Annotated in this window: 13 protein-coding genes; 9 read left to right on the top strand and 4 right to left on the bottom strand. The window is 59.2% G+C overall.

The window, feature by feature from the left end; all coding sequences use genetic code 11:
• Nucleotides 1–138: 138 nt before the first annotated feature.
• Nucleotides 139–1,293, bottom strand: a complete 1,155-nt coding sequence (locus Q0288_RS13815) for a class I SAM-dependent rRNA methyltransferase (RefSeq protein ID WP_299431452.1) — start codon at nt 1,291–1,293, stop codon at nt 139–141.
• 291 nt (nt 1,294–1,584) lie between these two features.
• Here Q0288_RS13815 and Q0288_RS13810 point away from each other — a divergent pair, with 291 nt between their 5' ends.
• The 9 genes from Q0288_RS13810 (at nt 1,585) to Q0288_RS13770 (ending at nt 10,233) form a co-directional block, all read left to right on the top strand.
• A complete protein-coding gene (locus Q0288_RS13810) occupies nt 1,585–1,899 on the top strand; it encodes a V-type ATPase subunit subunit G family protein (protein WP_299431449.1) in 315 nt (104 codons plus the stop codon).
• A gap of 8 nt (nt 1,900–1,907) precedes the next feature.
• A complete protein-coding gene (locus tag Q0288_RS13805; RefSeq protein ID WP_299431446.1) occupies nt 1,908–3,923 on the top strand; it encodes a V-type ATPase 116kDa subunit family protein in 2,016 nt (671 codons plus the stop codon).
• A gap of 73 nt (nt 3,924–3,996) precedes the next feature.
• On the top strand, nt 3,997–4,284 hold the full coding sequence (locus Q0288_RS13800; protein WP_299431443.1) for a F0F1 ATP synthase subunit C: 288 nt from the start codon (nt 3,997–3,999) through the stop codon (nt 4,282–4,284).
• A gap of 76 nt (nt 4,285–4,360) precedes the next feature.
• Entirely contained in the window at nt 4,361–4,927 is a 567-nt protein-coding gene (locus tag Q0288_RS13795; RefSeq protein WP_299431441.1) for a V-type ATP synthase subunit E, read from the top strand.
• A gap of 2 nt (nt 4,928–4,929) precedes the next feature.
• A complete protein-coding gene (locus tag Q0288_RS13790; protein ID WP_299431438.1) occupies nt 4,930–5,916 on the top strand; it encodes a V-type ATPase subunit in 987 nt (328 codons plus the stop codon).
• Nucleotides 5,913–6,233: a V-type ATP synthase subunit F gene (locus Q0288_RS13785; protein WP_299431435.1), complete on the top strand. Its 321-nt coding sequence runs from the start codon at nt 5,913–5,915 to the stop codon at nt 6,231–6,233. Before Q0288_RS13790 ends, Q0288_RS13785 begins: the two co-directional genes overlap by 4 nt.
• Nucleotides 6,234–6,319: 86 nt before the next feature.
• The gene (locus Q0288_RS13780; RefSeq protein ID WP_299431432.1) at nt 6,320–8,056 is read left to right on the top strand and encodes a V-type ATP synthase subunit A; all 1,737 of its coding nucleotides are present in this window, start codon (nt 6,320–6,322) and stop codon (nt 8,054–8,056) included.
• Between the two features lie 11 nt (nt 8,057–8,067).
• The gene (locus Q0288_RS13775) at nt 8,068–9,468 is read left to right on the top strand and encodes a V-type ATP synthase subunit B (protein WP_299431429.1); all 1,401 of its coding nucleotides are present in this window, start codon (nt 8,068–8,070) and stop codon (nt 9,466–9,468) included.
• A gap of 99 nt (nt 9,469–9,567) precedes the next feature.
• Nucleotides 9,568–10,233: a V-type ATP synthase subunit D gene (locus Q0288_RS13770; protein WP_299431426.1), complete on the top strand. Its 666-nt coding sequence runs from the start codon at nt 9,568–9,570 to the stop codon at nt 10,231–10,233.
• 246 nt (nt 10,234–10,479) lie between these two features.
• Here Q0288_RS13770 and Q0288_RS13765 read toward each other — a convergent pair whose 3' ends face one another.
• The 3 genes from Q0288_RS13765 to Q0288_RS13755 form a co-directional block, all read right to left on the bottom strand.
• Nucleotides 10,480–10,740 (bottom strand): MoaD/ThiS family protein, encoded by a 261-nt coding sequence (locus tag Q0288_RS13765; protein WP_299431423.1) that lies wholly within the window; start codon nt 10,738–10,740, stop codon nt 10,480–10,482.
• On the bottom strand, nt 10,740–11,876 hold the full coding sequence (locus Q0288_RS13760) for a hypothetical protein (RefSeq protein WP_299431421.1): 1,137 nt from the start codon (nt 11,874–11,876) through the stop codon (nt 10,740–10,742). The genes Q0288_RS13765 and Q0288_RS13760 overlap by 1 nt, the downstream gene beginning before the upstream one ends.
• Before the next feature lie 137 nt (nt 11,877–12,013).
• Nucleotides 12,014–12,225, bottom strand: a 212-nt coding sequence (locus tag Q0288_RS13755; RefSeq protein ID WP_299431418.1) for a hypothetical protein, incomplete at its 5' end; no start/stop codon positions are given.

Raw genomic sequence — 12,225 nt, 5'->3', positions numbered from 1 at the left:
TTTTAAAGCCGCAGCTTGCTGCGGCTTCATACCAGATTCGAAACCCGACCGAAGGGAGACGCTTTTTCGCCGACCGTCCGGGAGGGGTGGGCTCCAGAATTCAAAAGATAACCTCGGGGTCTCCTGGTTTCTGGCTTTCTACAGAGTTTCCAGGATGGCAAACTTCAAATACTGGGTCTCGGGCACATTGAGCAGTACCGGATGATCCCAGCCCTGGCCGCGTTTTTCAATTACCCGCACCGTGCGGTGGGCATCGGCAGCGGCCTCGGAGAGCATCTGATAGAAAAGGGGCTCATCCAGGTGATGGCTGCAAGAAGCAGTTGCTAGAATACCCCCGCTGGGCAGCAGCTTTATAGCCCGCAGGTTGATCTCTTTATAGGCTGCATATGCCCGTTCAACATCGCGCTTGCCTTTGGCAAAGGCGGGCGGGTCGAGCACGATCAGGTTGTACTGGGTTCCGCGTTTTTCTTCCTCGCGCAGAAACTCAAAAGCATTGGCTTCCTTGGGGGTGATGTTGGTCAGCCCGTTAACCTGGGCGTTCTCGAGGGCACGGCGCAGGGCGGCTGCCGAGCTATCCACTGCGATGACCTGTTCAAAATTTTGGGCCAGGTGCAGAGCAAACGAGCCGTGGTAACTGAACACATCCAGGGCAGTTTTGCCTTTGAAGGCCTGCATGCGCAGGCGGTTGTCGCGCTGGTCAATAAAGGCACCGGTTTTCTGGCCAGCCTCGAGGTCTACCCGGTAGCGGACGGTGCCTTCCTGCACCAGAACCGAAGAAGGAGTCTGGCCCCACCAGGGTTTGATTTCCAAAGGGAGTCCCTCGAGGCTACGGGATTTCTGGTCGTTTTTGGCCAGCAAGCTTTGCAGTGGAATCTCGGATTGAATTACGCCCACCAGGGCTCCGGTGAGTGGCTCCAGGGCTGCCGACCCCACCTGCAAGACCCCGTGTCCAGCATAGTAGTCGAGCACTAAAGCTGGGAGCAGGTCGCCTTCGGCATGTACCAGGCGAAAGCTGCCCTGAGGCTCCCGAGCGATGGCTGCTTTACGTTGCTGCAAGGCGTGGCGCAGGTTCTCGAGCAAGACCTCCTGGGGGCGACCCGCGTCCATGAAGCTAAAGGCCCGCACGGTAATTTCGGAGGCAGGGCTGTAAAGCGCCAACCCCAAAACACCCTTGTTGGCCTGAACCGGGTATAGGCCGGGAGCATCTGGCCCCTCCAGTACGTCACTTTTGTAAACCCAGGGATGGCGTGCCAGCAGCCGAGCCGCACCTCGGGGGGAAACGCGAATCTTCACCCTGTGAGTCTAGCACCTGTCCAAAAGCGCCAAATTTCCGCTTTCGGATCATTCGCGTATGGAAAATTTCTATCGCCTGGGGTGGATGTAACGCTCAGCTTGCTCGAGGAAACGCCTCCATGGGTGCTTCCAGACCAAGGGTGGGCGAGAAATTTTATTGTATGCTGTCTCGCGTTGACACGAGTCCTGAGTAATCGCTATGATTCTTGGGGTTCACTTAGAGCAAGTTTTCACTTGCTCTCTTTCGCGCTGTACAAAAGCCGCATGGGCGGCACCAGGAAAGGAGGGAACGTGGCTGGATCAGGACTAATTAAGAGCCTCGCAGAGCGTGAGCAAGCTCTGGCAAAACAGCTTGAAGAGGCCAGACAGGCTGCCGAAGCCAGGATCAGGGAGGCTGAGGTCAAGGCTTCCCAGATTCAAGCAGACGCGGAGCAGGCTACGCGGGACATGGAAATGCAATTCCGAGCCCGCACCGCCGAAGCGGTTGCCAAAATCGAAAGCGAAGCCAAAGCCAGGGCCGAAGCCGAGGCCCGAGCCATTGGCGAAGCGGCAACGGCCAGAGTGGCTGGGGCGGTTCAGGCGGTGCTGGGGGAGGTACTGCCTTGATAGCCCCGATGGAAAAGCTGATTGTGGCTGGCCCCAAGCGGCTAGCCCGGGAGCTGCTGGCCGAACTACAAAAAGCCGGGGTTGTGCATATTGATCCCTTGCGGCCCGACGAACTGGGTGAATACCGCCTTTCCCCAACCGAAGAAGCCGAGCTTAAGCGCTGGGATACGGTCTCGTTACAGGCCGAGCAGACGCTGGCCGTGGCGGGCCTGACCGCAGTCGCGGGGGGGAAGCTGTTTGGGGGTTCTTTGGAGGAAGCCGAAGCTACCATCCGACCCGTTGCCAACCGGGCCGAGGTGTTGGGCAAGGAGCGGGCTGCCCTCGAGGAAGAAATCCAGACCATCGAGCTATTTGGCACTGCTGCCGACAAGCTGGCTGCTTTGGTGCAGGGGTTGGATCAGAGCCCCCGGCTGGCAGTGATCCCCTTCCTGGTTTCCAAACCGGAGGAACTGGAGGGCGTGCGCACCGCCTTGCAGCAAGCCCTTCCCGACCGCTTTGTGCTCGATGCCGAACCCCTCGACAACCAGATAGCGGCGGCCGTAGTGGTTAAGCGAAGCGAGCTCGAGGCCGCCCGCTCAATCCTGTCACGCCTGGGGTTTGCCGAGTTACGCTTCCCTGGGGTCTACGGTGCCTTGCCGCTGGGCCAGGCCGCAGGCCGCATGAAGCAACGGGCCAGGCTGGCCCCCGAAGAACTGGTGGGTATCCGCGAGGAGATCGGCAAGCTCGTCCGCGACTCCAGAGATGCACTGATGGTCTTGTGGGCCAGGGCCAAGGACGAGACGGCCCGTTACCGTACTGCTACCGAGATGGCGGCAGGTAAGTACGGGATGGTTCTGATGGGCTGGGTTCCTCAAGAGGCTAAGGGGCGGGTGGAGGAGGCGCTGAGCCGTCTACGCGACCAGATTGTCTATACCTTTGAGCCAGTGGACGAGCATCACGAGGGGCATCAGGTTCCCGTGAAACTGGAAAACCCACCCTGGGCTAGACCGTTCGAGCTGACTCATACCTTTCTCAACACCCCTTCGTATGGGGGATACGACCCTACTCTGATTATTGCCCTGTTCTTCCCGCTCTTTTTCGGGATTGTGGTGGGAGATGTGGGTTTTGGCCTGATCTTCCTGTGGGCCGCGCTATGGATGGCGGGGAAGTCGCGACAGGGTGAGACCCTGAAGATTGAGTTTCTGGGAGTGGCATTTGGGCCAGATATACTGGGAAAACTTGCTGTGGTTGGCAAATGGGCTTCAGCCTGGGCCATTATCTGGGGTGTGCTATACGGTGAGTTTTTCGGCACCTTCTTCAAGACGCTAGAGCTGCCAGGGGTTTTTGGCCTTCCCGATGGGTGGCGGTTTTTTTATGCGGTTGGCCCACGCTTTGATCCTGCGGAATACTACGGTCTGATTCCGGTGCTGGTCAATCGCCTGGACATAGCTCATACCTATGCTGCACTCATGGTTTTTGTCATTGCCTTTGGGGTTTTCCAGGTGCTCTATGCTTTTTATCTGCGTATGCGTCTGGGCCTCAAACACGGGCACATGAAGCACTTCTGGGAGGGGTTTGGCTATTTCTTTGGACTAATTGGCCTGGTGGCCATCACCTATAACTTCATGACCCAGGCCAACCTGCAAATTCTAAACCTGGTGTTTATTGTCGGCGTAGTGTTATTCATCGTGGGGGTGGTGATGTCCCGCGAGGTTCTGATGATAGCCGAGCTGGCCGGTAAGGCCGGCCAGATGCTCAGCTACATCCGTCTTTATGCCGTGGGCTTGGCCGGGGCGTTGCTAGCCATGCTAGCTAACCAGCTAGGCTTTGCCATGGCCGAGCAGCTTGGCTTTATCGGCGTGGTACTAGGGCTGATCGTTGGTATCATCTTGCTTGCCCTGATCTTTGTTGTGACTACCCTGGGGCATGTTGTTCAGCCTTTACGTCTTTTGTGGATTGAAGTATCCACCAACTATGGTTTTTTCGAGGAGAGTGGGCGGCAGTATAAGCCCTTCAAGTCTGTCCGGTCGAATCAATCCCCCTAGGATGTATAGCATCCAGACCAGCATCGTCCATAATGTGCTTACTGCACATGGAGCAAAGCAAAGGAGAAAACACATGAAGAGCGTTAAAATTGCTAAACTTTTGCTGATCGTCGCCGTCACCGTTCTGGCCACCATAGCCTTTGCCGCTGAAGGAGGCGCGGCCTCATTTGTTCCTCTGGGTAAGGCAATTGTTATTGGCTTGGGCCTCCTAGCAACTGGTTTGGCCCAGATGGCCATTGGCGTAGCGGCTGTAGGTGCGGTAGCAGAAGACCGTCGCAACTTTGGTACCTCGCTGATTTTCTTCCTGATCCCTGAAACGCTGGCCATTTTTGGTCTGGCTTTCTCCTTCATGATCACCTAGTCTGTGCGAGGAACCTGGCCGTGATGCCTTGGCACTCAAACCCATTGCAGCGCAGCTAAGGTTCCACGGGAGCTACATGTCTAAACTCGAAGACATTCTGCAGAAAGAGGTAGCCGCCGAGATTGGCGCGATTACGGCGGAGGCCGAGGCCAAAGCCAGGGGAATTCTGGAGGCTGCAATGGCGGGCGCTGAGGCCCTCAGGGCCAACAAGCAGAGGCTGCTCGAGGCCGAGCACGCGGCCGCGCTGCGCCGAGCCGAGAGCGCGGCAGAACTGCTCCTGGGCCAGGCGCGTATTACGGCTCGAGGCCAGGTCATGGATCGAGTCAAGGCCGAGGCCGCCCAGGCCTTACAGAAGCTAACCTCACAACCCGAGTTTGCCGCGATTCTGCAAAAACTGGCCGACGAGGGGCTTCAGAGCGTGGGCAAGGCGGAGTCGGTGCTGGTAAACCCAGCCCATGTCTCGTTGTTGAAAGACTGGGCGCAAAGCAAGGGCCTGCAGCTCAAGGCTGACGAAACCATCCGTGACGGGGTTCGATTGGTCGCCGAAGGAGGCCGGGCTTTTGTGCAAAACGCGCTGACCGAACGCCTCGAGCGGGCCTGGGGCGAACTGTCGGCCAGGGCCGCTAGAGCCATCTGGAGCTGATTGTGATTAACCGAAATGCCTTCGCATACTTAAACACACGGGTGCGCTCGAGGCGAGGCCAGATGGTTCCGGAGCCCTTTTTTCAACAAGCCCTCAAGCAGTCCTTTCCCGACTTTCTGCGCACCCTGTCCGAAACAGCCTATGGCCCCGACCTGGTTGGCGATACCCTTGCCGACGTGGATCGTGCGGTTTCGAACCATCTAGCCCGGAACGTCCGGGACTTACCGAGCCTGGTCTCTGGCAACATGCGTGAACTGGTGCAACTCCCGCTGTTACGTGCCGACCTGGTTAACCTCAAGGCCATCCTCAGGGGCAAGCTGAGCGGCAAATCACCCGATGAAATCAAGGCGGGACTGCTAGGCGGAACCCTGAAGGAGACCGTCCTGAACGCAATGCTTCAAGCACCCGATGCCCCCAGCGTGGCGCAGGTGTTGCAGGTACCAGGACACCCCTTAGCCAAGGCCCTGCGCAGTGCGGTGGCCAGCAACTCCGAACCTTTGGCCCTGGAAGTCGCACTGGATCGCGAGTTTTTTGCTGCTACTTTTGAGAAGGCCAAGAAGCTACGTCTGAGCCATATCACCGCCTACTTTGCTCTGGAGGTGGATACTACCAACCTCGCAACTGCTTTTAAACTGCAAGCCCTGGGCGCGACCAACCTCAACCCGGACAGCTACTTTGTGTCTGGAGGCAAACGCTTGAGCCGGGCGGTGTTTAGCCGCATTGCGGCGGGGGATCTGGCTGCCATGGATGCTCTGAACGGCACGCCCCTGGCCCCAGCCGCCGGTGCGCGTACGCTGGGTGAGCTCGAGCGAGCGGTGCGAGGTGTGTTGCTTGCTAAGGCCGGTAAGGGTACAACCGATAGCCTGGGGAGTGGGCTGGTGCTCGACTACATTCAGAAAAAGCTGTGGGAGGCCAGCCGAATCCGTCTACTGGCTCGGCGCGCCTACTTCAATCTGCCTGCCGATGCAGTGGCAAAGGAGGTTGCATGAAAATCGGTGTGCTGACCGATCTCGAGACGGCCTCTGGCTACCGCATCGCCGGCCTCGAGGCGGTGACGACCACTGCCGACGAGGCGGCCAAAAAGCTGATTGAAATGATCCAGTCCAACCAGTATGCCCTGGTGGCAGTAGATGAAAGCCTGCTGCCCGACCCCAACAAGGCCACCGAGCGGGTCATGCGCGGGCGCAATGCGCCGGTGCTGCTTTCGTTGCCCAACCTGCTCGATAGCTTTAGCGGCGGGGGAGATGCCAAAGCCTATATGCGCCAGCTTGTACGTGAGACGATTGGGTTTGACATCAAGCTGTAGTTTATAGCTCATAGCCGATAGCCCATAGCCAATGGCTAAAATACAACTCCTGCTATCAGCTATCAGCATCCGACCAAGGAGGACCTGTGGGAACCATTAAGAAAATCGCGGGGCCGGCAGTTATTGCCGAGAACCTGGGCGGCGCCAAGATGTTCGACATCGTGCGCGTCGGGAACGAAAAACTGGTAGGGGAGATTATCCGCCTGGATGGCAGTACCTGCTTTGTGCAGGTCTATGAGGATACCAACGGCCTACAGGTGGGCGAACCCATCGTGACGACCGGACTGCCGCTGGCCCTGGAACTGGGGCCGGGGCTCTTGAACGGAATCTTCGACGGGATTCTGCGCCCCCTGGACAAGATTCAGGCCACCTCGGGCATCTTCATCTCCCGTGGGATCGAGGTATCTTCGCTCGACCGAACCAAGAAGTGGGACTTCACCCCCGCCAGGAAGGTGGGCGAGATGGCCAAGGGGGGCGACATCCTGGGCACGGTGCCCGAGTACAGCTTCACCCACAAGATTCTGGTTCCACCTGACCAGGGCGGCAGAATCAAGAGCATTGTGGGCGCGGGCCAGTACACCATTGACGACACTATCGCCGAGCTGGAAGATGGTACTAAGTTGCGCATGGCCCACTTCTGGCCGGTGCGCAAGGCCCGTCCCTTCATCCGTAAACTCGATCCCAATCAGCCCTTCCTGACCGGGATGCGGATTCTGGACGTGCTGTTTCCGCTCACTGCGGGAGGCACGGCTGCCATTCCAGGCCCCTTCGGCTCGGGCAAGACCGTAACCCAGCAGTCCATTGCCAAGTTCGGTGATGCCGACATCGTGGTCTACGTGGGCTGCGGTGAGCGCGGTAACGAGATGACCGACGTGCTGGTGGAGTTCCCCGAACTCGAGGATCCCCAGACCGGTCGCCCGCTAATGGAACGCACCATCCTGGTGGCCAACACCTCCAATATGCCCGTAGCGGCCCGCGAGGCCTCGCTCTACACCGGCATTACCCTGGCCGAATACTTCCGCGACCAGGGCTACAAGGTCTCGCTGATGGCGGACTCCACCAGCCGCTGGGCCGAAGCGCTGCGGGAGATCGCCTCCCGCCTCGAGGAGATGCCCGCTGAGGAAGGCTATCCCCCCTACCTCTCCTCGCGCCTGTCCAGTTTCTATGAGCGGGCCGGTAAAGTCACGACGCTGTCCAGCGAGCAGGGCGCGGTCTCGGTAATCGGGGCGGTATCCCCCGCCGGCGGCGACTTCTCCGAGCCCGTCACCCAGTCCACCCTGCGCATCACCGGCGGTTTCTGGGCCCTGGACGCCCAGCTAGCCCGCGCCCGCCACTTCCCCGCCATCAACTGGGCGCGTTCGTACTCGCTCTTCTTGAACATTTTGGAGCCCTGGTATCGCGAGAACGTGGCCCCCGACTACCCCGAAATACGAACCCAGATCATCACCCTCCTACAGCGCGAGGCCGAGTTGCAGCAGGTGGTGCAACTCGTCGGCCCAGACGCGCTGCAAGACGCCGAGCGCCTGAGCCTCGAGATAGGCCGTATTGCCCGTGAAGACTTCTTGCAACAGAACGGCTACGACAAGGTGGACGCGAACTGCTCGATGGCTAAAGCCCTGGGGATTATGCAGATGATTATCGCGGCCTACAAGCAAGGCGAGGTTGCCCTATCCAGGGGCGCCACCATTTCCGACTTCCTCTCCGACCCGGTAATCGAGAAAATCGGACGCGCCCGCTACGTGCCAGAGACCGAATTCCCTGCCTATAAGGCCGAGTTCGACAAGATGATCAAAGCCGCGTTCATGGGTGCGGTCAAGGCGTAAGGGAGGTTGAAATGCTTAAGAAAGAATACAACGCCGTGACCTACGTCTCAGGCCCGCTGTTGTTCCTGGAAGGGGCTGCCGACCTGGCTTACGGCGCAATCGTGAACATTGACGATGGCTCGGGCCGGGTGCGCGGCGGTCAGGTGATTGAAGTCTCCGACCAGTACACCGTGCTCCAGGTCTTCGAGGAGACCTCGGGCCTGAACCTCGACAAGACCAGCGTCTCGCTGGTGGAAGATGTGGCCCGTCTGGGTGTTTCCAGGGAGATGGTGGGCCGGGCCTTTAACGGGATTGGCCGCCCGATTGACGGCCTGCCTCCGGTGGTAGCCGACCAGCGCCTGCCCATCAACGGCGCACCCATCAACCCCGTAGCCCGTGAGAAACCCGAGGAGTTCATCCAGACCGGGGTCAGCGCCATTGACGTAAATATGACCCTGGTGCGTGGACAGAAGCTGCCCATCTTCTCCGGCTCGGGTCTGCCCCACAACGAACTGGCCGCCCAGATCGCGCGCCAGGCCAAGGTGCTGGGCGAGGGCGAGGGGTTTGCAGTGGTGTTTGCCGCGATGGGGATTACCCAGCGCGAAGTCTCGTACTTCATGCAGGAGTTCGAGCGCACCGGGGCCCTCTCGCGCTCGGTGCTGTTCTTGAACAAGGCCGACGACCCCACCGTGGAACGCCTCCTGACGCCCCGCATGGCCCTCACCGCTGCCGAGTACCTGGCCTTCGAGCACGATTACCATGTGCTGGTCATTCTGACCGACCTGACCAACTACTGCGAAGCCCTCCGCGAGATCGGGGGCGCCCGCGAAGAGATACCGGGCCGTCGGGGTTACCCTGGTTACATGTACACCGACCTGGCCTCGCTTTACGAGCGCGCGGGCGTGGTGCATGGCAAGAAGGGCTCGGTAACCCAAATCCCCATCCTTTCGATGCCCGGCGACGACATCACCCACCCCATCCCCGACCTTACCGGCTATATCACCGAGGGACAGATTTTTATTGCCCGCGACCTGGCCCAGCAGGGCATCTTCCCGCCCATCAACGTGCAGCCGTCGCTCTCGAGGTTGATGAACAATGGGATTGGCAAGGGTAAGACCCGCGCCGACCACAAGGAGCTGGCCGACCAGCTTTTCAGCTCTTACGCCCGTGGGGTGAACCTGCGTCGTCTGGTGGCGATTACCGGCGAAGACGCTCTGACCGAGACCGACAAGAAGTACCTGCGCTTCGCCGCAAACTTCGAGCAGAAGTTCATCAACCAGGGCCAGAACGAGCGCTCCATCGAGGAGAGCCTCAATATCGGTTGGGCCTTGCTCGCCGACCTACCGGCCTCGGAACTAAAGCGCATCCGCCGTGAGTACATCGAGACTTACCACCAGAAGACTGGCAAGCTGGAAGAGCTGGTTGGAGCGTGAGGATGCCGGTAGCCGATAGCCGAAAGCCAAAAGCTAAGAGCCAGCACAGTTTTAGCCTTCAGCCTTCAGCCTTCGGCTATCAGCACACCGGAGGTGCACATGGCTGAACCTGTTTCACCGACCCGCTCAACCCTGCTGGCCAAGCGCGATCAGAAGCGGCTGGCTTTGCAGGGCGTGGAGTTGCTGAAGAACAAGCGGGATGCCTTGATTGGCGAGTTTTTTGCCCTGGTGCAGGACTCACTCAAGGCCCGCGAAGCCCTGAACAATGCCGCCAAGGATGCTTACTTCAGCCTGTTGATTGCCAAGGCTTTCGATACGCCCGAGGCCGTCGAGTCGCTTTCAGGCACCCCCATAGATGTGCGCATGGAAGTGGAGAGTCTCTATGGTGTGAAGGTGCCCAGGATTTCTGCGCCGGAGTCGGACGGGGGCCTGGCCTTCAGCCCGATTGGGGTGGGCGCCAAGACTCTGGAAGCCGCCACGGCTTTCCGCAGGCTGGGCGAGGCCATCCTCATGGTAGCCAACACCGAAAACCGCCTGCGCAAAATCGGTGAGGAGATCAAGAAAACCAACCGCCGGGTGAATGCTCTGGAGCAGATCTCCATCCCCGAGATTAACGAGCAGATCAAGTTTGTCACCGACACCCTCGACCAGCGCGCCCTGGAAGAGGTGACCACCCTCAAGCGCATCAAGGCTGCGATTCTGGCCCGCGATGCCGAGGAACTCGGCATCGTCTCGGCGCATATCGAGAAGGGTGCCGGGTTGTAACCAGCGAGGCTGTTTCCAAGCCCCGTCGAAAGGCGGGGTTTTGCCTTGATTTTGGTAGGGTCTCGTAACTGACCAAGATAAACCAGGTGAAACGGCACTCAGTATGACCGCCATGCCCCAGTCCACCCTGGCGGTAATCCCCAGAATGCTCGCCATGATGCCCAAGAACCCCCTTTTGGGATGGGAAGCCGTGGATACCTGCGGCAGTTCAGCAGCGAGCCTGGGTAAACCCAGAGGTACGCCCCGCTACCCGCCGCTGAGTGCCGCCACGATCATCACTTCCTGACCCTCGAGCACCACCACTTTGAGGCTGGAGGCCTTATTCTGCCCAACAAAGATATGAATGTGCTCGCGGATGTTGTCCTGCTCGTCAATCATGCGGAAACGGATGCCGGGGTAGTTTGTTTCCAGGTGATCCAACACTTCCCAAAGGGTGCTTCCCCTGGCCTCTACAAAATGCGCCTGGTGGGTGTACGAGCGCAGGGGCGGTGCAATCCACACCCGCATCAGGCGGCCTCCACGCACAGGATGTAGGGGAGGTGCTGGGCGATCTGCCGCCAGGAGTCGCCTTCGTCTGCGCTGGCCCAGACCTCACCGCTGCTCAGCCCCAGATAGAGTCCCACGGGGTCGTGCTGGTCGGAGACAAAACCCTGGCGAAGGGTGGTGAAGTAGCCGTGCGCCTTTGGGAAGCCTTTGGCCTGACGCTTCCAGGTCTTGCCGCCGTCGCTGCTCTTAAAGGCTGCGGGCTTGCCGCCGGGGCTGGTGCGGGGCCAGACCGAGGTGCCGTCCATGGGAAACACCCAGACCGTGTCGGGGGCTTTGGGGTGAACCACAATGGGAAAACCGATGTCCCCCACCTCCCTGGGCAGATTGTCGCCAATGCGTGTCCACAGTGTATCGGGGCGATCCAGACGGTAGACCCCGCAGTGGTTTTGTTGGTAGAGCCGATCCGGGTAGAGCGGATGCATGGCCAGGTGATGAGGGTCCTGGCCGTACTCGTGCCAGGGGCCGTCGGTGGGAGGGGGCAGAAAGTCCGCCACCACCCCCTGGTTGAGGGGCTTCCAGGTCTTGCCCCGGTTGTTGGTTTCAAACACACCACCCGAGGAAACCGCTACATACATGTGGTTGGCATCGCGGGGATCTATGCGGATGCTATGGATGATGGGGCCGCCCCCTGGGGGCTCTCCAATAAACCCCTCTTTCTGGGCTAATTTCTCCAGGTATTTGCGAAAAGGTGCTACCTCCTCCCAGTTCTGCCCCCCATCCTCGGAATAAAAAAGCCCCTGGGGGACAATACCCGCCCACCACACCCCCGGTTCGGAGGGATGTCCTGGGGTAAGCCAGAACACCTGCTGCACAGCCTTGCCCTGTCCATTTTTCGCCTTTGGAAAGGCAGGGGGGCGGCTGGCCTCCTTCCAGGTTTTACCCCCATCGGTAGAGCGAAACACGGTTGGCCCTAGATGGCCCGTCCGGGCAGCCATCAGCAGGGTCTGGCTGTTGCGTGGGTCGAGCACCACATGGTTGATAATCTCACCAATGAAGTGGCTGGCGTCCAGTTTCCACTTCTCCCGCTTGCGGTCGCTGTACAAAAAGAAGGCGCCTTTTTTGGTGCCTACCAGAATACGGGTGGTGGTATTTTTCATATTGTTCCTCGGATTTATGTTACTACCATATTCAAGAAAGATTCAATACCCGGTTCACCGCCCAAGGGTGGGGGGCTGTGGACTATGGGCTGAGTACTACGGCTGCTGGCCTTCTGAGCCATTGGGGATTGTATTTTTCAACCGACCGCAAGAATTTTTACGACCGGGGTGACACTTCTCGCCACACCCTGGTTTGAAACTTCGAGCGGTTGGGAAAGAAGCTGAAATTCCTCCGGTTCTGAACGCCGTGCGGAACTCTTTTTTTTGCTACTTATCCCGGCGGAAAAAATAGAGCTAAGCGCGATAGAATGAACCGCGATGCTTGATCTGTTCGTCGGTTTGGGACTGT

This window comes from uncultured Meiothermus sp. (assembly GCF_937863175.1).
Classification (GTDB): Bacteria; Deinococcota; Deinococci; order Deinococcales; family Thermaceae; genus Meiothermus.
The sequence above is the reverse complement of the archived record's forward strand: the minus strand, read 5'-3'. Positions and strand labels throughout refer to the sequence as shown.

What these genes read in the sequence shown, in the direction of transcription:
- Q0288_RS13805 (WP_299431446.1), top strand. Translation starts at nt 1,908, where the DNA reads ATGGAAAAGCTGATTGTGGCTGGCCCCAAGCGGCTAGCCCGGGAGCTG.
- Q0288_RS13800 (WP_299431443.1), top strand. Translation starts at nt 3,997, where the DNA reads ATGAAGAGCGTTAAAATTGCTAAACTTTTGCTGATCGTCGCCGTCACC.
- Q0288_RS13795 (WP_299431441.1), top strand. Translation starts at nt 4,361, where the DNA reads ATGTCTAAACTCGAAGACATTCTGCAGAAAGAGGTAGCCGCCGAGATT.
- Q0288_RS13785 (WP_299431435.1), top strand. Translation starts at nt 5,913, where the DNA reads ATGAAAATCGGTGTGCTGACCGATCTCGAGACGGCCTCTGGCTACCGC.
- Q0288_RS13775 (WP_299431429.1), top strand. Translation starts at nt 8,068, where the DNA reads ATGCTTAAGAAAGAATACAACGCCGTGACCTACGTCTCAGGCCCGCTG.
- Q0288_RS13770 (WP_299431426.1), top strand. Translation starts at nt 9,568, where the DNA reads ATGGCTGAACCTGTTTCACCGACCCGCTCAACCCTGCTGGCCAAGCGC.
- Q0288_RS13765 (WP_299431423.1), bottom strand. Translation starts at nt 10,740, where the DNA reads ATGCGGGTGTGGATTGCACCGCCCCTGCGCTCGTACACCCACCAGGCG.
- Q0288_RS13760 (WP_299431421.1), bottom strand. Translation starts at nt 11,876, where the DNA reads ATGAAAAATACCACCACCCGTATTCTGGTAGGCACCAAAAAAGGCGCC.